Here is a 22,873-nt window from a genome sequence, read left to right as displayed (position 1 = left end):
AAAGGGAGCCACGATGGCAGCGATGAAGCCGAGGACAGGCGACGGACCGATGGAGGCCGTGAAGGAGGGGCGCCTCATCATCGTGCGTGTTCCGCTCGAAGGCGGCGGACGCCTGGTCGTCTCCGTCAACGACGCCGAGGCCAAGGAGCTTCACGACGTGCTCAGCGCCGTCGTGAGTGCGGCCTGACGCCTGGGGACGGCGGCGGGTGCTTCGGCGTCCGCCGCCGTTCGCGTACCCGGAGCCCTGCCTCAGGCGGAGATGCGCGCCAGCTGCAGGAGGCCTTCGCCGACCGGGCTGAGCGCCGCGAGCACCGCCGGAGACTCCTGGGTCTCCTGCACGAGGGAGCGATAGGCGGCGGTGACCGCATCGCGCTGCACGGGATCGGCGACGCGGCCGCCGGCGAGCACGCGCGGGATGAGCACCAGCCCGCCGGTGCGCACCAGGCGGAGCCCGTGCTCCACATACTCGATCACGTTCTCCGGATCGGCGTCGATGAGCACGATGTCATAGGAGCCCTCGTTCATCCGGGGCAGCACATCGGCGGCACGCCCCGTGATGAAGCGGGCGCGTGCGGGAGCGATCTTCGCGTCGGCGAACGACTGCCGCGCCGCGGCGAGGTGCTCCGGCTCGTTGTCGATCGTCGTGAGCACCGCCTGCGGGGCTCCGCGCATCAGCCACAGTCCGGAGACGCCGGCGCCGGTGCCGACCTCGATGATGGAGCGTGCGGCGACAGCCGCGGAGAGGACCGCGCACTGCGCACCGACGGCGGCGCTCAGCGGTGCGGCGCCGAGCTCCATCGCGTGCGAGCGCGCCCGGGCGATGGCCGCCGGCTCGACGATGGTCTCGCCGACGAATCGTGCGTTCGCGTCGTGCTCGCTCATGACTTCTCCTGACAGGGGGCGGGGGCTTCCAGAATATTCGCCGCAGGATGCGGAATCGGGAGGCGCGGCGGGTAATCTGTAGAGATGGAGCTCGGGCTGACCTTGGACAAGCTGCTGCTGATCGGCGTGCTTGTCATGATCATCGTGGGCCCGGAGAAGCTGCCTGGTCTCGCTGAGCGCTTCGCGAAGTTCGTCCGCCGTGCGGGCGAGTACCTCCGCGACACGAAGAGCAAGATGAAGGAGGAGTTCGGGCCGGAGATCGACGATGTCGACTGGCGAAAGCTCGACCCCCGCCAGTACGACCCGCGCCGGATCATCCGTGATGCCCTGCTCGAGGAGCCCACTCCGCAGGTCGCGTCCGCGGGGACGACCACGGTCGCCGAGCCCGTCGAGGTCCCTCCGACCGGCCGCGCCATCTTCTCCCGCTCGACGCCTCCGCCCTTCGACGTCGAGGCCACCTGAGCCCGACCGGCGCCCGGCGGCGGCTCAGCGGCCGGGAGCGCTGAAAGGCAGCGAACGGCCCGAGAGACCGCGGCCCCGTGTCGCGATGGTCTCCGCGAGGGCGGAGATCGCCCGAGCGGCGTCGTCGTCCGGCTCACCGACCACGACAGGCGCTCCCGAGTCCCCGCCGGCGCGCAGCGCGGCGCTCAGCGGGATCGACACCAGCAGCGGCACCTCGTCGGCGTCCTTCGAGAGCGCGGCGGCGACCTCCGCGCCACCCCCCGATCCGAACAGGTCGAGGAGGCTGCCGTCGGGCAGGGCGAACGCCGCCATGTTCTCGACGACGCCGATCACCCGCTGACCGGTGCGACGGGCGACCAGCCCGCTGCGGATCGCCACCTCCGACGCGGCCTGCTGCGGGGTGGTCACCACGAGCACCTCCGCGTGCGGGAGAATCTGGCCGATCGAGATCGCGATGTCGCCGGTGCCCGGGGGCATGTCGATGAGCAGCACGTCGAGGTCGCCGAAGAAGACGTCGGTGAGGAACTGCGTGATCGTGCGGTGCAGCATTGGCCCGCGCCACGCGACGACGTCCTCGCCCTCACGGAGGAACATCCCGATCGAGATCGTCTTCACGTCGTGCGCCACCGGCGGGAGCATGAGGTCGTCGATGCGTGTGGGCTGGGTCCCCGGCGCGATGCCGAGGAGCCCGGGGATCGAGAAGCCGTGCACGTCGGCATCGACCAGCCCGACGCGCAGCCCCCGTCCGGCGAGGGCGACGGCGAGGTTGGCGGTGACGGTCGACTTGCCGACGCCGCCCTTGCCGCTGGAGACGAGGATCACGCGGGTGAGGGAATCGGCGCCGAACGGCATCTGGCGTGCGGGGCGTCCGGCACGGAGCCTCTCGGTGAGCGCGCGACGTTCCTCCGGCGTCATGACGCCGACATCCACGGCGACCTCCCCGATGCCGGGGACCGACGCCGCGGCCTCGGTCACCTCCCGCTCGATCCGCTGGGCCGCCGGGCACCCCACGATCGTCAGGACGATCGAGACCCGGGCGAGCGCGCCGTCGACCTCGACCTCCCGCACCATGTCGAGGTCTCCGATCGGACGCCGCAGCTCCGGGTCGACCACCGCGGCGACGGCGGCGCGCACCCGGGCGGAGGACGCCGCGGTCATGGCCGCCTCTCGCGGGCCTCGTCCTGCGGAAGGCCCTCGATCTCGGCGAGGAGCGCCTTCAGCTCCTGACGCAGGACGTCGCGGGTGACGGTCTGCGCGGTGCGCTCCTCGAGGGCGAGCCGCAGGGCGACGACCTCCCGGGCGAGGTACTCCGTGTCGGCGAGGTTGCGCTCGGAGCGCTGCCGGTCCTGCTCGATCTGCACGCGGTCGCGGTCGTCCTGACGGTTCTGCGCGAGCAGGATGAGAGGCGCGGCGTAGGAGGCCTGCAACGAGAGCATCAGGGTGAGCGCCGTGAATCCGTTCGCCACGGAGTCGAATCGCAGCTCGGCGGGTGCCGTCGAGTTCCACAGCAGCCAGAGCACGCAGAACAGCGTGAGGATCACCAGGAACGCGGGGGTGCCCATCGCCCGGGCCACCCATTCCGTGAACCGTCCGAAGCGATCGCGGGAAGGTGTGGAGGGGCGGGTGGAGACGCCGCGGTCGAGGGGCGTGTCCAGACGGGGGGAGCGGGCCATCAGCGTGCACCTCCGGCGGGGGTCTCATCGGCGGCGTGCGTGCGCCAGTCGTCGGGCAGCAGGTAGTCGAGCATGTCGTCGATGCTGACCGCACCGACGAGCCGGTGCGCGGCGTCCACCACCGGCAGCGACACCAGGTCGTAGCTGGCGAGCATGCGGGCGACCTCGGCCGCCGACGCGGTCACCGACACCGGTTCGAGGGTGTCGTCGAGGATCGCGCCGAGCCGTTCGTGCGGCGGATAGCGCAGCATGCGCTGGAAGTGCACCATCCCCAGGAGCCGACCGGTGGGCGTCTCGAAGGGCGGCAGAGTGACGAACACGGCGGCGGCGAGGGCCGGGTGCAGCTCGTGTCTCCGGATCAGCGCCAGCGCCTCCGCGACGGTCGCGTCGGCGGAGAGGATGATGGGCTCCGGCGTCATCAGGCCGCCGGCGGTGTCAGGACCGTAGCGGAGCAGCTTCCGCACGTCCTCCGCCTCCTCGGGTTCCATGAGTCCCAGCAGCTGCTCGAGACGGCCGGCGGGGAGCTGTGCGAGCAGGTCGGCGGCGTCGTCCGGCTCCATCTCGTCGAGGATGTCGGCGGCGCGCTCGTCACCGAGCCGATCGAGGATCGTCAGCTGATCGTCCTCGGGCATCTCCTCGAGCGCATCGGCGAGTCGCTCGTCGGGGAGCTCTTCGGCGACCTCGATCCGACGCTGCTGCGGGAGATCGAGCAGCGTCGTGGCCAGGTCGGCGGCATGCAGCTCGGAGTAGCTCGCGATCAGCTGCTCGGCGGACTGGGCCTCTCCGGGGGCGCGCCGCTCGGTGACCTCGGACCAGGCGGCGAAGGTGGTCGGTCCTTTGGCGAAGGGGGACGCGCTGGTCTTCGGCTTCCGCAGGAAGAGCTGGGTGATGCCCCACTCGCCGTGCCTGTCCTGCTCGATCGCGACGTCTTCGACGACGGCGTCCCCGCTGCCGTCGGTGAACGAGACCCGGCGTCCCAGGAACTCGGCGAGCACCCGTACCTCTCCCGGGCGCGGCTGGAAGCGGCGCACGTTGATGAGCCCGCTGGAGATCACCTGACCCGACCGGATCGATGCGACGCGGCCGATCGAGAGGAACACCTGACGACGGCCGGGGATCTCCACCACGAGCCCGATCACGCGCGGCGCCGCGGAACTTCGGTACACGATGACGACATCCCGGACCTTGCCGAGCCGGTCGCCCACGGGGTCGAAGACGGCGCAGCCGGCCAGGCGCGCGACGAAAACCCGTTGTGTGCTCACGTCACAAGAGTAGTCGGCGGGGAGCGGCGCCACGGTGGTGCGGATGCACGGCCCGCGCAGAAGCTCGCATGGGACAATGGGCCGATGAGCATGCTGAACCAGCCGCTGAACGGCGCCGACCTGGGCGAGATCGTCGCATCGGTGCGCGACTACGAAAGCGCCCAGAAGACCGTCTCCGCGTTGATCGCGGGGGAGGTGCCGGCCCGGGAGATCGCGATCGTGGGTCAGGGCGTGCGCACGGTCGAGCGGATCACCGGGCGGCTCGGATACGCGGCTGCGGCCCGGTCGGGCGCGATCAACGGCGTCCTCATCGGGCTCTTCCTGTCCGCGATCATGCTCTTCGGCAACCCGGATGCGCCGATCCAGCTCTTCCTCGGCTTCATCTTCATCGGCGTCGCGCTCGGCATGATCCTCAGCCTGGTGACCTTCGCGATCGTGCGCCGTCGCCGTGATTACGCCAGCGTGACCCAGTTGACGGCCGATCACTACGAGGTGCGCGTGCAGAAGTCGTCGCTCACCAAGGCCCGTCAGGTGGTCGGCCCGGCGCGTCCGGAGCCGGTGCGCCCGCCGGTGAACCTCGACGAGCCGCCGAGGTACGGTGAGCGGATCACGCCCGAGCGCTCGTCCACTGCTCCGACGGCACCGTCGCCGAGCGCCCCGCCGCTTCCGCCCGCACCTCCGTCGGTGCCCGCGGCGGACGTCGCCGAGGCGACTCCGGCCGCCGAGGAGCCGCAGACCGCTGAGGAGAACGGCACGGGCGAGGACGGCGCCGCGCGATGACCAGGCAGGGGGAGGCGACAGGGGCGTCCCCCGCGGCCGTGGTCGTGCACGTCATCGTCGTCCGCGCATGAGGATCGACACCGGGCTGCCCGGCGGCGAGGTGTCCGCGGACTGGGCGGAGGCCGAGGGCGGCGACGTGATCCTCATCGCGCACGGCGCGGGGAGCGGCAAGGACCATCCGTTCCTCGTCGGCCTCTCCGCGGCGCTCCACGACCACGGGCTCTCGACTCTCCGCTTCAACTTCCCGTACTCCGAGGCCGGACGGCGGATACCCGGGCCCGCGGCGCACGCGATCGCGACCTGGCAGGCGGTGACGGCTTGGGCCCGTGAATGGCGGGGGAGCGGCCGGGTGATCGCCTGCGGCAAGTCATACGGCGGACGGATGGCCTCGATGGCGGCGGCGGAGGGGATGCCGGTCGACGGACTCGTGTACCTGGGCTATCCCCTGCATCCGCCCGGGCGTCCGGATCGGCCGCGGGTCGGGCACCTGCCCGCCGTGGTGCCGCCGCAGCTCTTCGTGGAGGGCGGCAACGACCCGTTCATCCAGCCGGTGTCGCAGCTCGAGGAGGCGGTCGCATCCTGCCGGGACGCCAGGATCGCATGGATCGAGGGCGGCGGGCACTCCTTCGAGGTCAAGGGGGCGAAGCGCCCCGCCGCGGAGATCGGAGCCGCACTCGCACCACTGATCGCGGAGTTCGCCGCCTCGCTGCCGGGAGGGCCGCGATGATCACCACCGTGCTGTTCGATCTCGACGGCGTGATCCGTCACTTCGATCCGGAGGTCGCGACCCGGGCGGAGCAGCGGCACGGCCTCGCCGCCGGCGTCATCGGGCGCACGGCCTTCGACGGATCGCTCATCGGCGGCGTGGTCGCCGGGCAGATGAGCCGCGCGGAATGGGTCGAGCGGATCGGGGACGCGATCGGCAGCGGCGACGCGGCGCGCGAGTGGGCGTCCCAGCAGGGCAGGATCGATCCCGCCCTGCCTGCTCTGGCCGAGGAGCTCGCGGGGCGCGGTCTCCGCACCGCGATCCTCACGAACGGCACCGACACGATCCCCGCCGAGGTTGCCGCGCTGGGCCTCACGGGCATGTTCGCGCCGATCTTCAACACGGCCGACCTCGGGTACGCGAAGCCCGATCCGCGGGCCTTCGCGCTCGTGCTCGACGCGCTCGGCTGCGCGGCACAGAGCGTCTTCTTCACCGACGACTCGGCGGGGAACGTCGCCGCAGCCGCGGCGTTGGGCTTCCCAGCGCATGTCTTCGACGGCGTGGAGGGCCTCCGGGCCGCTCTGCGCGATCACGGCATCGACGTCGGGTGAGCGGAATCGTATCCGCGGCGGGTTCGAGCGATGCGATTCCGATCCCGCATCCCCGCAGTCGGGCCCGGTGGCCGAGAGGCTAGGGCTTCCCCTGGTCGATCCAGCGGGTGTGCGCTGTGAGGGCGTGCCTCACGGCCAGGCGCACCACCGCGTAGAGCAGGGCGCCGACGACGGCGAGCCCGCCGACGTAGACGAGGAGGATGATCGCGAGATGCATCCCGCTGAACCCGATCTCCACCGGCGGCTAGGGCTTCCCCTGGTCGATCCAGCGGGTATGCGCCTTGAGGGCGTGCAGCACCGCCAGCCGCACCACGAAGTACAGCGCCGCCGCGACCGCGGCGAGCAGCACGATGTAGAGCAGGAGACCGAGGAACATCATCGCCGGCCCGGCGAACAGGTTGCCCATCTCGTTCAGCCCTTCTGTCGTGCCATCCACGCCTCGACCTCGTCGGGCGTGCGGGGGATGTCTGCGGAGAGGTTCACCGGACCATCCTCGGTCATGAGGATATCGTCTTCGATGCGCACCCCGATGCCGCGGAGCTCCTCCGGCACGGTGAGGTCGTCGATCTGGAAGTAGAGACCCGGCTCGATCGTGAAGACCATGCCCGGCTCCAGCAGTCCGTCGTAGTACATCTCGCGACGGGCCTGCGCGCAGTCGTGCACGTCGATGCCGAGGTGGTGGCTGGTCCCGTGCACCATGTAACGGCGGTGCTGACCGCCCTGATCGGCGTGCAGCGCCTCCTCGGCGCTGACCGGCAACAGGCCCCACTCGGACACCCGGCGGGCGATGACGTTCATCGCCGCCTCGTGCACCGTGCGGAACCTCACGCCGGGCTTGGCCGCGGCGAAGGCGGCGTCGGCCGCCTCCAGCACCGTCTCGTAGACCCGTCGCTGCACGTCCGAGAACCGTCCGCTGACCGGGAGCGTGCGGGTGATGTCCGCCGTGTAGAGGCTGTCCGCCTCGACGCCGGCGTCGATGAGGATGAGGTCGCCGAGGATCACGGCGCCGTCATTGCGGGTCCAGTGCAGATAGCAGGCGTGAGGTCCGGACGCCGCGATGGTGTCGTAGCCCTCCCAGTTGCCGTCGCTGCGCGCCCGCTGATGGAACACGCCCTCCACGATGCGCTCGCCGCGGGCGTGGGAGATCGCACGGGGCAGATCGTGGACTACGTCGTCGAAGCCTGCGGCGGTGATCGCCACGGCGTTCCGCATCTCGGCGATCTCATACTCGTCCTTGACCAGCCGCAGCTCGGAGACGAAGCGGGTGAGCTCCTCGTCGGCGTCGACCACGAGGTCCTCGTCTGTCGAGGAGAACGAGTCCAGGTGCGCCGTGTCGACGCCGAGATCGGCGGCGACACCCGCGAGTGCGGGGCGCGGGCCGATCCAGAACTCGCCGACGGTCGCGTCGGAGTAGAACTCCGCGGTCGTGCGGTCGGCGCGTTCGCGGAAGTAGAGCGTGATCTCATGGCCGTCGCCGCGGGGCTCGAAGACGAGCAGCGAGTCGGGCTCGGAGTCGGACGCCCAGCCGGTGAGGTGCGCGAACGCCGAGTGGGCGCGGAACGGGTAGTCGGTGTCGTTGCTGCGCTGCTTCAACGATCCGGCCGGGATCACGAGCCGCTTGCCGGGGAAGGCCTTCGAGACGGCGTCGCGGCGCGCGGCGGCGAACGCGGCCTGCGGGCGCGGCGCGGGCAGCGACTCGGGGCGATCGGCCCAGCCGGTCGAGATCGTGTCGAGGAAGCCCTGGGGGAAGGGCTGACGCCGGTTGCTCTTCTCTTCCGTCGCCTGCGGTTCGGCGATCGTGTCGCGCTCTGCGGTGCTCATCCCTCCATCCTGCCACCGGGCGCGGACGTGCGGAGGAACGGTTCCGGGATCAGCCCGCCGGCTCGAGCTGCGCGATCAGCGCACGATGGTCGCTGCCTCCGGCGTCGTCGAGCACCAGCGATCCCGTCGCCTTCCAGTTCGGCGTCGCCATCACGTGGTCGATCGGCGCGCTCGCGAGCATCGGCAGGCTGCTCGGCCAGGTGCCCGCCATCCCGGTCCCCGTGCGCGAGGCGACATCGCGGCAGGCGCCCATGTCTCCGCCGGCGACGCCCAGCGGCGCCATGTGGTCCAGCGTCGCGTTGAAGTCGCCGGCGAGGATCACGTTGCCCCCGGGGCACTGATCGGCGATCCAGCGCAGGTCCGACTGCCAGCGCGTCATCGCCTGTGCGCGCGGAGCGACCGCATGCACGGCCACGATCGTCGGGCCCTTGCCGTCGACGGGCATGGCGACGACGCTGGGCACCGATCCGGTGTTGTTCGAGCCGTTCGCCGAGGACTCGATCACCGAGTAGGAGCCGAGCTTCGGCGAGATGAGGATCGTCGTCTCCCAGGCCTGCGGGCCGTTGGGCACGTCGGGACGGAACTTCACGTGGTGCACCCACATCGGGTGCCCCTGCTCCCGCAGGCGCAGCGCGATGTCCTCACCGACCGACTCGGCCGTCTCGGGCAGGGAGACGACATCGGCCTCCTGTGCGAGCACGGTCTTGGCGATGGTCTCGGCCGAGACCGCCTCTCCTGCCGTGTTCCAGGCCATGACCCGGATGCTGCCGTCGGTCTTGGCCGGGAGCTCTCCGGCGGAGACCCCGCGGACGGCCGCGATCGCGCCGACGGCCAGACCTCCGATGAGGGAGACGATGAGGAGAGAGGCCGCGAAGCCGCGGACCGGCTTGGCGAACATCATCAGCAGGGCCAGCACGGCGATCACCCCGAACGCGGCGAGCACGGCGCCGCGCACCGCCACGGTCTGTGCGAAGGGGAAGGTCTGCTCCAGATGGAAGAACTGCGGCCAGACCACCACCGCCGTCGCGATCGCGTACAGCACGGTGATCAGGATCCCAATGAGTCGAAGCATCGCGTTGAGCCTAGGGGACCCGTGCTGTGACGGCCCTGACCGTCCCGGGCGGGCAGCCAGTGGGTACGCTCGGAGGATGACGACAGGTCCGCAGCTCTTCACCGGCCCCGGCGACCTGCATCTGCACTCGAACCACTCCGACGGCACCGAGGCGCCGGCGCGGGTGATGCGCCAGGCGCATGCCGCGGGTGTCCGCACGGCGGCGCTGACCGACCACGACCGCACGACCGGGTGGCACGAGGCGGGCGATGCGGCCGTCGCGCTCGGGATGACCTTCGTCCCCGGCATGGAGCTGTCCGCCAAGCACGAGTGGCGCAGCGTGCACGTGCTCGGCTATCTGTTCGATCCGGCCGACGCGGCCCTCTCCGCGGAGACCGATCGGATCCGCGGAGATCGGATCGGGCGCGCCGAGCGCATCGTGCGCAGCATCTCCCGCGACTACGACCTGACCTGGGACGACGTGCTCGCGCAGACCGCCGAGGACGCGACGGTCGGGCGCCCGCACATCGCGGACGCGCTCATCGCCCGGGGTATCGTGCGCGACCGCACCGAGGCGTTCGACGGCATCCTGCATCCGCGCGAGGGGTATTACGAGCCCCACTACGCCCCCGACCCGCTGACCGCGGTACGTCTGATCACCGAAGCCGGCGGGGTCGCCGTCATCGCGCATCCCGTGACCGCGGGGCGCGACAGGATGATGCCGCTCGCCTTCATCGAGCGCCTGATCGCCGCCGGGCTGGGCGGCTTCGAGATCGACCACCGTGAGAACACCGCCCAGGGCAAGGCGCTGCTGCGCGAGATCGCCGCCCGGCACGATCTGATCGTCACGGGGTCGAGCGACTATCACGGTGCGGGCAAGCCGAACCGTCCCGGGGAGAACACCACCAGCGACGAGATGATCGCGCGGCTCATCGAGCGGGGTACCGGTTCGGCGCCCCGGTACCCCTAGCGCCCAGCGCCGGGTTGCGTTCCGCCCCGGCGCGTCTTCCGGCCCCGGAGCACGGGGACGCGGGCGCGGGGCGGAGACGGATCACGCGCCGGTGGGGGCGGCCCCGCCGGAGCGACGACGCCGGCGCCGACGCTGCGGGGCGGGCTTGCCGTCCTGGTGCTCGTGGCTCTTGTCGCCGTCGTGGGTGCCCGCGCCGTCGGCCGCGCGCTCCGCGCCCTCGGCGTGCGCTCCGCCGGAGGACGACGCGGGGGCGTCGGAGCCCTCGGCGAACGTCGAGCCGACGGGCTCCGCGGCACGACGCCGGCGCCGCCGGCGCTTGGTCGTGCCTTCGCTCGTCCCCTCCGCGGCCGCGTCGGCGGCCTTCTGGGGCTGGCGCTGGCGGCGCTCGCCGGCGGGCTTCTCGGCCTTCGGGGCGGTGACCAGCCGGCCCTTCGTCCCCTCAGGGATGTCCAGGTCGGCATAGAGGTGCGGGCTCGACGAGTAGGTCTCGACCGGCTCGGGCTGGCCGAACTCGAGGGCGCGGTTGATCAGCGCCCACTTGTGCAGGTCCTCCCAGTCGACGAAGGTGACGGCGATGCCCGTCTTGCCGGCACGGCCGGTGCGCCCCGCGCGGTGCAGGTACGTCTTCTCCTCATCGGGGATGGTGTGGTTGATGACGTGGGTCACGTCATCGACGTCGATGCCGCGGGCGGCGACGTCGGTGGCGACCATGACGTCCTTCTTGCCCGCCTTGAACGCGGCCATCGAGCGCTCGCGCTGCTCCTGCCCCATGTCGCCGTGCACCGCCGCGGCGTTGAAGCCGCGGTCGTTCAGCTCGTCGACGAGCTTCTGCGCCGCGCGCTTGGTGCGGGTGAAGATCACGGTCTTGCCGCGGCCCTCGGCCTGCAGGATGCGGGCGATGACCTCGTCCTTGTCCAGTGCATGCGCCCGGTAGACGAGGTGCTTGATGTTCGCCTGGGTGAGGCCCTCGTCGGGGTCGTTCGCGCGGATGTGGATGGGGTTGGTCATGAAACGGCGGGCCAGGGCCACGATCGGGCCGGGCATGGTCGCCGAGAACAGCTGGGTGTGCCGGACCGCCGGCACCTTCTGGAAGATCTTCTCGATGTCGGCGAGGAATCCGAGGTCGAGCATCTTGTCGGCCTCGTCGAGCACCACCTCGGCGGCGTTCGAGAGGTCGAGCAGACGCTGCCCGGCGAGGTCGATCAGGCGCCCCGGGGTGCCGACGACGATCTGCGCGCCGGCCTTGAGCTGCTCGATCTGGCCCTCGTAGGCCTTGCCGCCGTAGATCGCCACGACGCTGGTCGAGCGGCCGGAGGTGAGGAGGTCGATGTCCTCGTACACCTGCACGGCGAGCTCGCGGGTCGGGACGACGATGAGGGCCTTCACGCCCGGCTCGGGGTCGAGGCCGAGACGCTGCACGACGGGGATGCCGAAGCCGAAGGTCTTGCCGGTGCCGGTCTTGGCCTGGCCGATGATGTCCTGGCCGGGGAGGCCGAGGGGGATGGTCTGCTCCTGGATGGGGAACGCGTCGACGATGCCCTTGGCTGCGAGGGCGTCGACGATGTCCTGGTCGATTCCGAGATCGGCGAAAGAAGTCACTGTATGCACTGCCTGTCTGGCGGCGGGGATGCGGTGCACGCCCCGGATGCCGCCGGGTAAACGGATCCACGCCGTCTCGTGTCACAGGCGCGGGGCCCTGCTCCGACGGCAGGGCGGTACCAGCCTACCGGAGGGCGCGCCGGATGCCGGGGAGGGGATGTGCGGACGTGCTCCGCCGTAGTGTCGTCTAGACGGGACCGGCCCGTTCCCGATGCGATGGAGGCCAGAATGAGCGCAGGCGGTGTCGCGCCCTCGGGCCTCGAGCGCTTTCCGTATCCGATCCTGCTGTCCCGCAGACGTCGCATGCTGGGCGCGTTGGCCGGGTCGGTGACCGCGCTGCTGGCAGTGACGGCGGCCGCCCAGCGGATCATGGTCGGCGACGCCATCGTGGCTCCGGCGGCGTTCAGCGTGTTCGGCGTGTTCTCCCTCTTCGGCTTCGGCGCCATGCTGACGCCTCGGCCGCGTGGTGGATTCCGCTACCTCAATGCGGTCGTCCTCACCCGGGCAGAGGAGCCGCCCGCCGACTCCTGGGTGCATCTGGCGCCGGTCAGGCCCCCGAACGTGCTGTATCGCATCGCCTTCGGATGGGCATCGGTCGCCGCAGCGGCAGGAACGGTGTACGGCGTGCTGCAGATCGTCGGCGCGATGCCACGGATGAATACGGATGCCGGGATCGGCGGGCTGATGATCGCCGTCATCGCGATGGCCGTGATCGCCGTCGTCTGCGGGTGGGTGTGCGGTCTGATGGTCGCGCAACGGGTGCGTACCGGGACGGCTGGGCGACGACCGGCGGGGATCACCCTGGGCGAGTCCGGCGTCGCGGTGCGTCTCCCCGGACGCGACGCCGATTTCGCTTGGGAGGACATCGCCGCCGTGGACGCCGTGCTGATCACCGTCGCACGGGACGCGGAGATCCCGACGATACGACTCCTCCTCTCCCGCGGCGCAGCCGGGGACCGTGAGCAGCGCATCCCGGTGGCGAGCATCGACGTGCCCACGGACGCCTTGTACACAGCGCTGCGCTGGTATGCGGCGCATCCGGGATCCCGTCGCGAGCTCAGCCATGTCGAGGGGCGGCAGCGTCTCGACGGCTGGCGGAACGAGGCGCGGAGACGGGATCGAGCCCCGCACAGGTAATCTGGGCGAGTGGTCAACTGGTTCTGGAACAGGCGCCGTCAGCCCCGGCGGGCTCTCGCGCTGCGCAGCCGCGGCGACATGGGCTCCGCTCAGCGCATCGACTTCGCCGAGCTCGCCCCCGAGCTGAACCGATTCCTCGGACAGGCCGCCTACCTGCAGCTCGGCTACTTCGAGACCCTGACCCGTGGCATCCGCTCGACGCCCGATCTCGCGACCAAGGAGGCGCTGTCGCGCGCGGCGGGCGCCGCCCTCGACAAGCACCGCGGCATCGTCCAGGTCATCACCGAGCGCGACGAGGATCCGACGCAGCTGATGCTCCCGTTCGTGGACACGCTCGACGCCTTCCGCCTCAAGACCATCGGGGCCCGCCAGGAGGAGACGCTGCTGGCGGTGTACCTCACCGCGGGGATGCTGGACGACTTCTACCTCGCGCTCGCCTCCAGCTACGGGGACACGGGGGAGCGGGTGGCGGAGATCCTCGGGGAGGACGGCGCCAGGCACGAGGTCGTCACGATCCTCCGCACCACGATCGAGAGCGACCAGGAGTGGCGTTCGCTGCTGTCGATGTGGGGGCGCCGACTCGTGGGGGACACCCTGCTCGTGTGCCGCGGCGCCCTGCGTCCCGAGCGCCTCGCCGCCGATGAGGAGCGCGTGGAGCCGGTCTACACGGAGCTGATGGGCGCGCACGCCCGCCGGATGGACGCCCTCGGGCTCGCCTCCTGACGCCGGGGATCACGCTCAGGACGGTGGCGGCCCGGCGTCGATCCGTTCCAGCCTGCGCGTGAGGCGCCAGGCGATCAGGAGCGGGACGGCTCCCACCACGCCGAAGGACATGTCGATCAGCTGCCATCCGAGCGGGACGCCGCGGATCGAGCCGGCGATGAGCGCGAGCGGGACGATGCCGAGGCAGGCGATCAGCCCCCACTGCGTGACCCAGACGTTGCGGACCGGATCGCGGAGCGGGCCGATGAACGCGACGGCGATCAGCAGATGCGCGAAGGCCAGCCAGTCTGTGCCGTAGGCGATGAACGGATGCCGCTCGCCGTTCTCGGCGAGGGCCGCGGCGACCCGGTCGACCCACGCAGTGACATCGGGGAACCATGATCCGACGGCGGTGCGGTGGAGCAGATCGGACGCGAGCGAGAGCTCTTCGCGCAGGGGGAACGCGGTCACGCCGCTGATCACCAGGCCGACGATCATCACGAGGAGCCAGAAGCGGATCCCCCGCAGCGTGCGGCACCGGTCCAGGTCAGACCCCGAGCGCCTGCTGCGTCCTCGCGTCGGACTCGTGCCGGATCGCGGTGATCAGGTAGGTCGCGACGAGCGAGAACAGCAGACCGCCGCCGACGCTCGCCAGCCACAGCCAGACGTCGCCCTCGGCGACGCCCGCCCACTGCATCGAGGTGTAGACCACCCCGGCGGCGGCCGTGGCGATCGCGGGGGCCACCACCACGCCGCGCAGCGGGCGGTGGGGAAGCACGAAGTGCAGGAGCACTCCCAGCGCGCAGGCCGCGATCAGCGCCAGCAGGATGTACATGTCAGGCGACGAACCCGACGCGGCGAGACTCCTCGGTGCCGAGCTCGACGTAGGCGATGTGCGCCGTCGGCACGATGTAGGAGTTGCCCTTGACGTCGCTCAGGCTGAGGTGCGTCGCACCCTGGTCGAGAGCGCCCGCCACCTGGGCGCGCACCTCGTCGGCGCTGGCGGCGGTGTCGAAGCTCAGTTCGCGGCCGGTGTTGACGATGCCGATGCGGATTTCCACGCGTGCTCCTCTGACGGGTCGGGACACCACGACTCTACCGCGGCGCCGGAGCACGGGACCGGCTCCGCGGCGCTGTTTCGCCGTGGGCGCACAACGCGTCTCGGAGCGGCCTGAGATGTCCGAGACCGCCGCTAGCGTGGAGGGCATGGATCCGGATGCCGCACAGCACGCCGTCGTGCGCTCGCCGGCGTCGGCGTCCGGCGTGGTGCTCGGCGCGCCGGGCACCGGGAAGACCCGGGCGCTGATCGAGAGGGTGGTGCGCCTCCTCGGCGACGGGCTCGCCCCCGAGGAGCTCCTCGTGCTCACCCCCAGCAGGCAGGCGGCGACCGCGCTGCGCGACCGGATCGGCGTGCGCATCGGTCAGGCGACGCCGGGCCCGCTGGCGCGCTCGCTGGGATCCTTCGCCTTCCAACTGGTGCGGGGTGCGATGGTGCGCGCGGGTGAGGAGCCCCCCGCCCTCCTCACCGGTGCCGATCAGGACCGGCTGATCGCGGATCTGCTCGCCGGCGAGATCGAGGACGGCTCGGACCGCTGGCCGGAGTCCCTGGGGCCCGGCGCCCGGGCGTCGAAGGGATTCCGCTCCGAGCTGCGCGCGTTCCTCGCCGAGTGCACCGAGCTGGGTGTGCGGCCGGGCGAGCTGGCGGCCTCCGGCGACGAGGTGTGGATCGCGGCGGGGGCGTTCCTCGAGGACTACCGGGCGGTGCTCGACCAGGCCCGTTCCGCGCACCGCGACGTGCCGGATCTGCTCAGCGAGGCGACCGCTGTGCTGCAGCAGGCGGACGGCGCAGAGCTCGGCCCGCTGGCCTCGCTGCGCGCGGTGCTGATCGACGACGCCCAGGAGCTCACGCGCGGCGGCATCGCCCTCGTGGGCGCGCTGAGGTCCCGGGGCGTCTCGGTGCTCGCCTTCGGAGACCCCGACATCTCCTCCGGGGCGTTCCGCGGCGCCGGACCGGAGCTCTTCGCCCAGCTCGCCTCGGCGCTGGGCGAGGTGCACGTCCTCGACGAGCCGCACCGCCAGAACGCCCCGCTCACGGCCCTCATCCGCACGGTCACGCAGGCGATCGGCGCATCGGGCCGGGTGGAGCATCGCCGTGCCCCGGTCCCGGCCGGCGGCGATGCGCACACCGCGGTGTCGGCCTTCCTCGCCGAGTCGCCTTACGAGGAGCTGGACCGCATCGCCGGGGTGATGCGCGACTGGCATCTCCGTGAGGGCGTCCCGTGGGATGAGATGGCGGTGATCGCCCACGACACCCGCCAGGTGGTCGCGCTCGAGACCGAGCTCGCGGCGCGGGAGATCCCCACGCGGGCCGCGGGCGTGCAGCGCCCCCTCGGCAGCGAGACCGTCGTCCGCGACATCGTCGGGACGGTGCGGCTCGCCCTCACGCCCGTCGAGGAGCGCTCCGCGCAGATGCTGGAGGAGGCGCTGCGCTCGCCGTTCGGCGGGATGGACGCGATCGGGCTGCGCCGCCTGCGAGCCCGGCTCCGGCACATCGAGCTGGAGCAGGGCGGCTCGACCCCTGCGAGGGAGCTCCTCCGGCAGGCGATGGCCGCACCGGCGCACTTCACCCTGATCGACGCGCAGGAGGCGCGGGCCGCCGCCCGGTTCGCGACGACGATCGCGGAGGTGTCGGCGGCGGCCGAGGCGGGCGAGACGATCCACGACCTGCTGTGGCGGGTGTGGGACGCGTCGAGAGCCGTCGACGGCCGACGTCTGTCGACCGCGTGGCGGGAGCTGGCCCTGCTCCCGGCGGGCGCGGAGACCGCGCGGGCGCTCGACGCCCTCGTCGCGCTCTTCGACGCCGCGAAGCGGTTCGTGGAGCGCACCCCGAACGAGAAGCCGGAGGGCTTCGTGCGGGACATCCTCGACAGCGAGGTGCCCGAGGACACGCTCTCGTCGCCGGAACGACCCGGGCGGGTCACGCTGCTCACCCCGGCGACGGCGCTGGGGACCGAGTTCGACGCGGTCGTGATCGCCGGCGTGCAGGACGGAGTCTGGCCGAACGTGCGACTGCGCGGCGGGATGCTGCGCACCTGGCGGCTCGCCGATGCGATCATCGCCGGTCGGACGGGGACCGAGGCGCCGGCGCCCGGGATCCTCGACCGGCGCCGGGCCGCGCTGCACGACGAGCTGCGGCTGTTCGTCCGCGCGCTCTCACGGGCGCGGTCGCGGCTCCTGGTCACCGCGGTGGACGACGACGACATGTCGCCGAGTCCCTTCTTCGCCTTCCTGCCGCCGCCCGATCCCGCCGAGCATCCCTCGGCGGAGCATCCGCTCACGCTCCGCGGGCTGGTGGCCCGGCACCGACGCGCGCTCACGACGACGTCGGCCGAGCGCACGCGTGCGGAGGCGGCCGAGCAGCTCGCCGTGCTCGCCCGGGAAGGGGTGCCAGGAGCCGAGCCTGGCGAGTGGTACGGGGTGTCGGAGCCGTCCACCGCTGAGCCGCTGCGCGACCTCGCGGTGCAGGGCGCCCGGGTCTCGCCGTCGAAGATGGAGTCGTTCGAGGAGTGCGGACTGAACTGGGCGGTGGCCGCGCTGGGCGGCGACACGGTGCTGCCTCCGTCCGCCGGGATCGGCACGATCGTGCATGAGGCGATGGAGACGGCCCCCGACGGAGACCTCGAGGCCATGCGCGCGGTCGTGGCCGAGCACTGGCCGGAGCTGGACTTCGAGACCGAGTGGATCGGGCGGAAGGAGCGTCGCCGGGCCGAGCTCTACATCGATCGGCTGCACGCCTATCTGCGGGAGGTGGAGCGCGACGGCGGTCGGGTGATCGCCAGCGAGGTGGAGTTCTCCTTCGCGGTCGACGTGCCCGACGCCCCGTCCGCCGAGGAAGACGTCCCCCGTGCGCACGCGGCGGGTGAGGACGCTGCGAACCAGGCGGTGGTCCACGGCTTCATCGACCGGGTGGAGGCCTATCCGCCCGGCGCGGGCGAGCATGCCCCGGCGAGGGGGCAGAAATGGCGGGGCCTCGAAGGCGACGAGGGGGAGAGGGTCGTCGTGGTCGACCTGAAGACGGGCAAGTACGAGCCGGACACCGAGGCGGCGGTGCGCGATCACGCGCAGCTGGCCGCCTATCAGATCGCCGTGCAGCAGGGACTCATCGAGGGCGCGGACCCGCACGCGCTCGCCGGGGCGCGGCTGGTCCTCGTGGCGAAGACCCTGGCGAAGAGCGACTACCGTGTGGCCCATCAGCACACGCTCGACGGCGAGGCGCGGGACGAGTTCCTCCGTCGCGTCGCGGATGCCGCACGCGGCATGTCGGCGAGCAGCTTCACGGCGCAGGTCGAAGCCCACTGCGCGGACACCCAGGCGCGGATCAACCCGTGCCGGGTGCACACGATCCCGGCGGTGAGCGCGTGACGGCGTGGCCCGGGACGCTCGGGATCTCGGCGACGGACATCGCGGTGGCCCTCGGGCTCCCGTCGCCCACCCCGGCGCAGCAGCGGGTCATCGAGGCGCCGCCGGCCCCCGCGCTCGTCGTCGCGGGCGCGGGCAGCGGCAAGACTGAGACCATGTCCGGTCGCGTCGTGTGGCTGGTGGCGAACGGGCACGTGCGGCGCGACGAGATCCTCGGCCTCACGTTCACCCGCAAGGCGGCGGGCGAGCTGGCGGAGCGGATCGCAGCGCGCCTCGCGATGATCGACGAGTACGGTCGACGCGGCCTGCTCCCGCACCTCCCGGAGATCGTCGCCGGGGGGATGCTGCGCCGGGTCGACGACGCGGCACCGGGACGCCAGCGCGAGACGGTGCGCACCCAGGTGCTCGGCGAACTCGCCGCGCATTTCGGCACCGGGTGGGATCCGGCGGCCCCGCGCCCGGCCGACGAGCTGATGATCCGTCCGCGGGTGTCGACGTACAACGCCTTCGCCGACGGGATCGTCCGCGAGCACGCCGCCCGCATCGGCCGCGATCCCGAGGTCGCGATGCTCAGCCAGGCGGCGTCGTGGATGCTGGCCAGGGAGGTCGTGCTCCGCGCGGACATCCCCGAACTGGAGCAGATCGACCGTTCGCTCGGCGGCGTGGTGGACGGCGTCCAGCGTCTGGCCGGGGACGCGCTCGACCACCGTGCCGATCTGAGGGCCGCGGTGCGCATCGCGGCGGAGCAGGCCGCCGCCTTCGAGCCCTACGAGTCGAACGCCGACGTGCGCACCGCCGGGGAGAACCTGCGCAACCTCTCGGTGCTCGCCGACCTGGTGCGGGAGTACATCTCCGAGAAGGACCGGAGGGGTGTGCTCGACTTCGCCGACCAGGTGGCCGGAGCGTTCGACATCGTCGAGTCGTCGCCGGACGTGCGCGACGAGCTGCGCGAGCAGCACCGCGTCGTGCTGCTCGACGAATACCAGGACACGTCGGTGATCCAGACGCGGTTCCTCGCGGCGCTGTTCCGCGACTCCGCGGTGATGGCGGTCGGCGATCCGCACCAGTCGATCTACAGCTGGCGGGGCGCGAGCGCGGACAACCTCTACGCCTTCGCGCGCGCGTTCGCCCGGGAGCTCCCCGCGCAGACGTACAGTCTGATGACCAGCTGGCGCAACGACCGGGGGATCCTCGACATCGCGAATCGCATCCTGGAGCCGCTGCAGCGGCCCGGGCTCGACGTCCCTCCGCTCGAGCCGCGGCCCGGTGCCGGCGCCGGGCGGGTCGAGGTGCGCTACCCGCTCACCGTGGACGACGAGGCGGAGCAGGTCGCCGAGTGGTTCGAGGCGCGCCGCGCCGCGCATGCGGTGGCGGACGGGGGAGGCGCCGGGTCGCCGCACACCGCCGCGATCCTCTTCCGCTCGAAGAGGCACATGCAGACGTTCGCCGCCGCGCTCGCCGCGCGCGGCATCCCCCACCGCATCCTCGGTCTCGGCGGGCTGCTGAGCACCCCGGAGGTGGTCGACGTCGTCTCGGCGCTGCGCGTGATCCACGATCCCACCGCGGGCTCCGCCCTCATCCGTCTGCTGGTCGGTCCGCGGTTCGGGATCGGGGTGGCCGACATGGCCGCGCTGTACGACCTGGCGCGCACCGTCGCGCAGCGCGATGGCGACCTGATGCCGTTGCCCGAGGAGGTGCGCGTGCGTCTGCGGTCGTCGCGCGGCGCCGACGAGGCGGTCTCGATCGTCGACGCGGTCGACATGGTGCGCGCGCTGCGTGACGACTACCGGCTGCTGGAGCAGATCACGCCCGAGGGCCGCGCGCGCATCCGTGCGGCGGGGGAGATGCTCGAGCGTCTGCGACGCGCATCCGCGCAGCCGCTTCCGGAGCTGATCCGCCTCGTCGAGCTGGAGTTGCGCCTCGACATCGAGCTGGCCGCGAACGAGACCCGCGGGCCGGCGAGGGTCGCCGCGACCCAGCTGCGGGCGTTCGCCGACGAGGTGCGCGCCTTCCTCGCCGCCGATGAGCGCGGCACGATCGGCAGCCTCCTCGCCTGGCTGGACAAGGCCGAGAGCACCGACGAGCTGATGCCCCGCCCCGAGCCTCCGGAGCCGGGTGTCGTGCAGCTCCTCACGATCCACGGGTCGAAGGGCCTCGAATGGGACTCCGTCGCCGTCGTCCGCCTCGTGGTGGACGAGCTCCCGGGGCGCGCCACGGAGACCTCGGGCTGGTTCGGCTTCGGGGCGCTGCCCTTCGCGCAGCGCGGCGACGTCGACGCGCTGCCCCGGTTCGAATGGGACCCGGAGGGCGCGATGGGCGGGGAGACCGATCCCGCCAAACGCCATCGCCTCGGGCTCGCCTCGCTCACCAGCGCGGGGAGGAGCGACCCGGGTGCGCTGACGAGGTTCCGGGCGGCGTATCGCGAGTACCAGCAGCAGGAGGAGCGCCGCCTCGCCTACGTGGCGGTCACGCGCGCCCGCGGCGACCTGCTGCTCAGCGGCGCCCACTGGGCGGGGCAGAGCCGTCCGCGGCGCCCGAGCCCGTATCTGCAGCAGGCGATGGACGTGCTCGGGCTCGATCCGATCGCCGAGGTCGACCCGGACGAGAACCCTTACGACGGACCGGGCATGACGATGACCTGGCCGATGGACCCGCTCGGCGGTCGACGCACCCGCGTCCTGAGGGCCGCCGAGGCGGTGCGGAGCGTCGAGCGGGCGGGTGCCCGGCCGACTCCCGAGCTGGAGAGGCTCATCGCCGAGCGGGAGGCGCGCCGCCGCGGCGCCGATGCGACCGTGCCCACGCGTGTGCCGGCGTCGAGGTTCAAGGACTACGTGACCGACTTCGAGGGCACGCTGAGCGAGATCGCCCGGCCGATGCCCGAGCGCCCCTACCGTCAGACCCGGCTGGGCACGCTGTTCCACGCCTGGGTCGAGCAGCGCTCGCAGCTCGTGGGCGCGGGGCGGGGCATCGACGATGCGCTCTGGGAGAGCGACGACGAAGGGCCGGAGGCGTCCGATGTCTCCGAGGCGGACGCCGTCGACCTCGGCCGTCTGCAGGAGATCTTCGAGCGCAGCGAGTGGGCGGGGCTCCAGCCCGAGGCGGTCGAGATCGAGATCGACTTCGCATTCGGAGGAGAGGGCGCAGCCGGGCACATCGTCATCTGCAAGCTCGACGCGGTCTATCGGCGGACGGATCGCGGCGGCCGGATCGAGATCGTGGACTGGAAGACCGGGAAGGCTCCCCGCACCCCGGCGCAGCGGGAGGAGAGGATGCTGCAGCTCGCTCTGTACCGCCTCGCCTACCACCGGCGCTTCGGGGTTCCCCTCGAGGAGATCGACGTCGCGCTGTATTACGTCGCGGACGACCTCGTCATCCGCGACGACCGGATCTACTCCGAGGAGGAACTGGTCCAGCGCTGGAGCGCGGCCCGCGCGGCGCGCTGAGCCTCCTCGGCCGAGTCGAGGCGGTCGTCGGATGGGTCCGCCGCCTCCGCGCGGGGCCCGGAGGAGCCACGCACGCCGCTGATCCCGCCCGCGAGATCGCCGAGGTCCTGCGTCTCCTGCTCGGAGTCGCCTTCCGCGACCTCGGCCTCGGCGTCGTCGCCCTCCTCGGCAGGGGAGCCGGCGGGGTCGTCCAGATCGACCGCGCCGGTCTCATCGTCGTCCGGCGAGACCGGCGCGAACTCCTCCTCGGCGGCCCAGAGGTCCTCCGGACGATAGGCGTCGGTCTGCATGGAGGTGTCGACGCCGGTCGCCTCCTGCGCGGGGACCCGGTCCAGCGCGTCCATCGCGGAGTCCACGTCGGAGCCGCTCCCCACGATCCGCAGATCGTCGTGCGCGCCCTCGGACAGCGATTCCAGCAGCGCGGCGGCGTCGTCCATGATGTCGGTGCGGCGCAGCGACTCGCCGTGCACGAGCCAGCGGGCGAACTCGAGCTCGGCATGCAGGCGGGCGCGCACGCGCAGGGCGTCGTCGGCTCCGCGATCGGAGGCACGGAGGTAGGCGGAGTGCACGTCGCCGGCAGCCTCGGGAGCGGCCGAGAGCCAGGCGAGGTCGACGGCGGGGTCTCCCACCGAGAGGGCGTGCCATCCCACGACGCCGACCACATACGGGCCGGCGGCATCGTCGTCCTCGAACAGGAACGACCCCGCCTGGGCGCCGCCCAGCGTCACGGTCGGCTCGAAGCGCCACAGCTCGTCGTCCTCGACCGCGGCGCGCCACCGCACCGTCAGCCTCGCGGGCACGCGACCCGTGGCGGCGGCCCGATCGACGAGCTGCCGCACCTCCTCGCGGCTCTGCGCGGCGTCGCGCGCGGTCAGGCCGGCGCCGCGCACCACCGAGACGGGAAGGGCGTGGACGGCCGCCGTGGCCTCGCCGAGCGACCAGGCTGCACCGCGGCCGGCGGGGACATCCCCGGCGTCGATCTGGAACCCGGGCAGCAGGCCCGTCACGAGCACCCGTGCGTCGCCGATGCGCGTCTCGCCGATGTACTCCGGTGCGTGGAACGGGAGGATGCCCCGCGCGCCGGCGGTCAGCGCGCGCAGGGCGAGGGACTCGGCGGCCAGCTCGCGGGCGGCCTCGTCGTCGTCCGCGACACGGACGGCGAGCTCCCGGCCGTCGGCCAGGGTGGCCACGGCGGAGTCGAAACGGCCGTCTCCTCCGGCGCTGAGCGGACGGGCGCCGGTGACCTCCGCCCCGGGCAGTGCGGCGGTGACGGCCGCCACTAGAGTGAATGGAGAGCGTGCCATTCCCCCAGGGTAGGTCGGCGCGCCGGGGCAGACGTCCACGCCACGCCCGAT

Annotated in this window: 23 protein-coding genes; 10 read left to right on the top strand and 13 right to left on the bottom strand. The window is 72.2% G+C overall.

All coding sequences use genetic code 11. The annotated features are described in order from the left end of the window. Positions 1–13 precede the first annotated feature (13 nt). The gene (locus ABWO84_RS02680) at positions 14–187 is read left to right on the top strand and encodes a DUF3117 domain-containing protein (protein WP_353112236.1); all 174 of its coding nucleotides are present in this window, start codon (positions 14–16) and stop codon (positions 185–187) included. A gap of 62 nt (positions 188–249) precedes the next feature. On the opposite strand, the gene ABWO84_RS02675 is transcribed toward ABWO84_RS02680, so the two are convergent. Then, positions 250–882 (bottom strand): O-methyltransferase, encoded by a 633-nt coding sequence (locus ABWO84_RS02675; protein WP_353112234.1) that lies wholly within the window; start codon positions 880–882, stop codon positions 250–252. 84 nt (positions 883–966) lie between these two features. Between ABWO84_RS02675 and ABWO84_RS02670 the strand changes: the two genes are divergently transcribed. Next, positions 967–1,344 carry a twin-arginine translocase TatA/TatE family subunit gene (locus tag ABWO84_RS02670; RefSeq protein WP_353112232.1) on the top strand — a complete coding sequence of 126 codons (378 nt, stop codon included), beginning with the start codon at positions 967–969 and terminating at the stop codon, positions 1,342–1,344. 24 nt (positions 1,345–1,368) lie between these two features. Here ABWO84_RS02670 and ABWO84_RS02665 read toward each other — a convergent pair whose 3' ends face one another. From ABWO84_RS02665 to ABWO84_RS02655, 3 genes are read right to left on the bottom strand one after another with little or no spacing between them, the layout of a single operon-like run. Further along, complete coding sequence (locus ABWO84_RS02665) at positions 1,369–2,502, bottom strand: Mrp/NBP35 family ATP-binding protein (protein ID WP_353112230.1); 1,134 nt, start codon at positions 2,500–2,502, stop codon at positions 1,369–1,371. Next, complete coding sequence (locus ABWO84_RS02660) at positions 2,499–3,017, bottom strand: DUF1003 domain-containing protein (protein WP_353112228.1); 519 nt, start codon at positions 3,015–3,017, stop codon at positions 2,499–2,501. The genes ABWO84_RS02665 and ABWO84_RS02660 overlap by 4 nt, the downstream gene beginning before the upstream one ends. Next, positions 3,017–4,279 carry a magnesium transporter MgtE N-terminal domain-containing protein gene (locus ABWO84_RS02655; protein ID WP_353112226.1) on the bottom strand — a complete coding sequence of 421 codons (1,263 nt, stop codon included), beginning with the start codon at positions 4,277–4,279 and terminating at the stop codon, positions 3,017–3,019. Before ABWO84_RS02655 ends, ABWO84_RS02660 begins: the two co-directional genes overlap by 1 nt. A gap of 84 nt (positions 4,280–4,363) precedes the next feature. Here ABWO84_RS02655 and ABWO84_RS02650 point away from each other — a divergent pair, with 84 nt between their 5' ends. From ABWO84_RS02650 to ABWO84_RS02640, 3 genes are all read left to right on the top strand, one after another. Then, positions 4,364–5,059 (top strand): YflT domain-containing protein, encoded by a 696-nt coding sequence (locus ABWO84_RS02650; RefSeq protein WP_353112224.1) that lies wholly within the window; start codon positions 4,364–4,366, stop codon positions 5,057–5,059. A gap of 67 nt (positions 5,060–5,126) precedes the next feature. Beyond that, entirely contained in the window at positions 5,127–5,786 is a 660-nt protein-coding gene (locus ABWO84_RS02645; RefSeq protein ID WP_353112222.1) for an alpha/beta hydrolase family protein, read from the top strand. Continuing rightward, complete coding sequence (locus ABWO84_RS02640) at positions 5,783–6,376, top strand: HAD family hydrolase (RefSeq protein WP_353112220.1); 594 nt, start codon at positions 5,783–5,785, stop codon at positions 6,374–6,376. Before ABWO84_RS02645 ends, ABWO84_RS02640 begins: the two co-directional genes overlap by 4 nt. Positions 6,377–6,455: 79 nt before the next feature. On the opposite strand, the gene ABWO84_RS02635 is transcribed toward ABWO84_RS02640, so the two are convergent. Genes ABWO84_RS02635 through ABWO84_RS02620 form a run of 4 tightly spaced genes read right to left on the bottom strand, consistent with a single transcriptional unit; the run spans position 6,456 to position 9,269 of the window. Beyond that, the gene (locus tag ABWO84_RS02635; RefSeq protein ID WP_353112218.1) at positions 6,456–6,593 is read right to left on the bottom strand and encodes a hypothetical protein; all 138 of its coding nucleotides are present in this window, start codon (positions 6,591–6,593) and stop codon (positions 6,456–6,458) included. 27 nt (positions 6,594–6,620) lie between these two features. Continuing rightward, a complete protein-coding gene (locus ABWO84_RS02630) occupies positions 6,621–6,812 on the bottom strand; it encodes a hypothetical protein (protein WP_353112216.1) in 192 nt (63 codons plus the stop codon). Beyond that, on the bottom strand, positions 6,788–8,197 hold the full coding sequence (locus tag ABWO84_RS02625) for an aminopeptidase P family protein (RefSeq protein WP_353112214.1): 1,410 nt from the start codon (positions 8,195–8,197) through the stop codon (positions 6,788–6,790). The genes ABWO84_RS02630 and ABWO84_RS02625 overlap by 25 nt, the downstream gene beginning before the upstream one ends. A 49-nt stretch (positions 8,198–8,246) precedes the next feature. Beyond that, the gene (locus ABWO84_RS02620; protein ID WP_353112212.1) at positions 8,247–9,269 is read right to left on the bottom strand and encodes an endonuclease/exonuclease/phosphatase family protein; all 1,023 of its coding nucleotides are present in this window, start codon (positions 9,267–9,269) and stop codon (positions 8,247–8,249) included. 76 nt (positions 9,270–9,345) lie between these two features. On the opposite strand from ABWO84_RS02620, the gene ABWO84_RS02615 reads away from it, so the two are divergent. Continuing rightward, entirely contained in the window at positions 9,346–10,218 is an 873-nt protein-coding gene (locus ABWO84_RS02615) for a PHP domain-containing protein (protein WP_353112210.1), read from the top strand. An 81-nt stretch (positions 10,219–10,299) separates the two neighbouring features. Here the strand turns inward: ABWO84_RS02615 and ABWO84_RS02610 are convergent, their stop codons facing one another. Further along, positions 10,300–11,817 carry a DEAD/DEAH box helicase gene (locus tag ABWO84_RS02610; RefSeq protein WP_353112208.1) on the bottom strand — a complete coding sequence of 506 codons (1,518 nt, stop codon included), beginning with the start codon at positions 11,815–11,817 and terminating at the stop codon, positions 10,300–10,302. A 228-nt stretch (positions 11,818–12,045) separates the two neighbouring features. On the opposite strand from ABWO84_RS02610, the gene ABWO84_RS02605 reads away from it, so the two are divergent. After that, entirely contained in the window at positions 12,046–12,954 is a 909-nt protein-coding gene (locus ABWO84_RS02605) for a hypothetical protein (RefSeq protein WP_353112206.1), read from the top strand. Between the two features lie 9 nt (positions 12,955–12,963). After that, positions 12,964–13,677, top strand: a complete 714-nt coding sequence (locus tag ABWO84_RS02600; RefSeq protein WP_353112204.1) for a ferritin-like fold-containing protein — start codon at positions 12,964–12,966, stop codon at positions 13,675–13,677. 15 nt (positions 13,678–13,692) lie between these two features. Here the strand turns inward: ABWO84_RS02600 and ABWO84_RS02595 are convergent, their stop codons facing one another. The 3 genes from ABWO84_RS02595 to ABWO84_RS02585 are packed head-to-tail and all read right to left on the bottom strand — an operon-like array spanning position 13,693 to position 14,717. After that, positions 13,693–14,154 (bottom strand): hypothetical protein, encoded by a 462-nt coding sequence (locus ABWO84_RS02595; protein WP_353112202.1) that lies wholly within the window; start codon positions 14,152–14,154, stop codon positions 13,693–13,695. A 49-nt stretch (positions 14,155–14,203) separates the two neighbouring features. Continuing rightward, entirely contained in the window at positions 14,204–14,491 is a 288-nt protein-coding gene (locus ABWO84_RS02590) for a hypothetical protein (RefSeq protein ID WP_353112200.1), read from the bottom strand. Position 14,492: 1 nt separating this feature from the next. Next, on the bottom strand, positions 14,493–14,717 hold the full coding sequence (locus tag ABWO84_RS02585; protein ID WP_353112198.1) for a DUF3107 domain-containing protein: 225 nt from the start codon (positions 14,715–14,717) through the stop codon (positions 14,493–14,495). Between the two features lie 145 nt (positions 14,718–14,862). Here ABWO84_RS02585 and ABWO84_RS02580 point away from each other — a divergent pair, with 145 nt between their 5' ends. Together ABWO84_RS02580 and ABWO84_RS02575 are read left to right on the top strand one after the other, a co-directional pair. Next, on the top strand, positions 14,863–18,078 hold the full coding sequence (locus tag ABWO84_RS02580) for an ATP-dependent helicase (protein ID WP_353112196.1): 3,216 nt from the start codon (positions 14,863–14,865) through the stop codon (positions 18,076–18,078). Further along, positions 18,042–21,518 (top strand): UvrD-helicase domain-containing protein, encoded by a 3,477-nt coding sequence (locus ABWO84_RS02575; RefSeq protein ID WP_353112194.1) that lies wholly within the window; start codon positions 18,042–18,044, stop codon positions 21,516–21,518. Before ABWO84_RS02580 ends, ABWO84_RS02575 begins: the two co-directional genes overlap by 37 nt. On the opposite strand, the gene ABWO84_RS02570 is transcribed toward ABWO84_RS02575, so the two are convergent. Continuing rightward, on the bottom strand, positions 21,464–22,822 hold the full coding sequence (locus ABWO84_RS02570) for a protein kinase family protein (protein WP_353112192.1): 1,359 nt from the start codon (positions 22,820–22,822) through the stop codon (positions 21,464–21,466). The two genes, ABWO84_RS02575 and ABWO84_RS02570, sit on opposite strands and share 55 nt — an antisense overlap. Positions 22,823–22,873 lie beyond the last annotated feature (51 nt).

The sequence above is a fragment of the Microbacterium sp. genome (assembly GCF_040394595.1).
Classification (GTDB): Bacteria; Actinomycetota; Actinomycetes; order Actinomycetales; family Microbacteriaceae; genus Microbacterium.
Note: the sequence above shows the minus strand (reverse complement) of the source record. Positions and strands in the feature narration are given on the sequence as shown.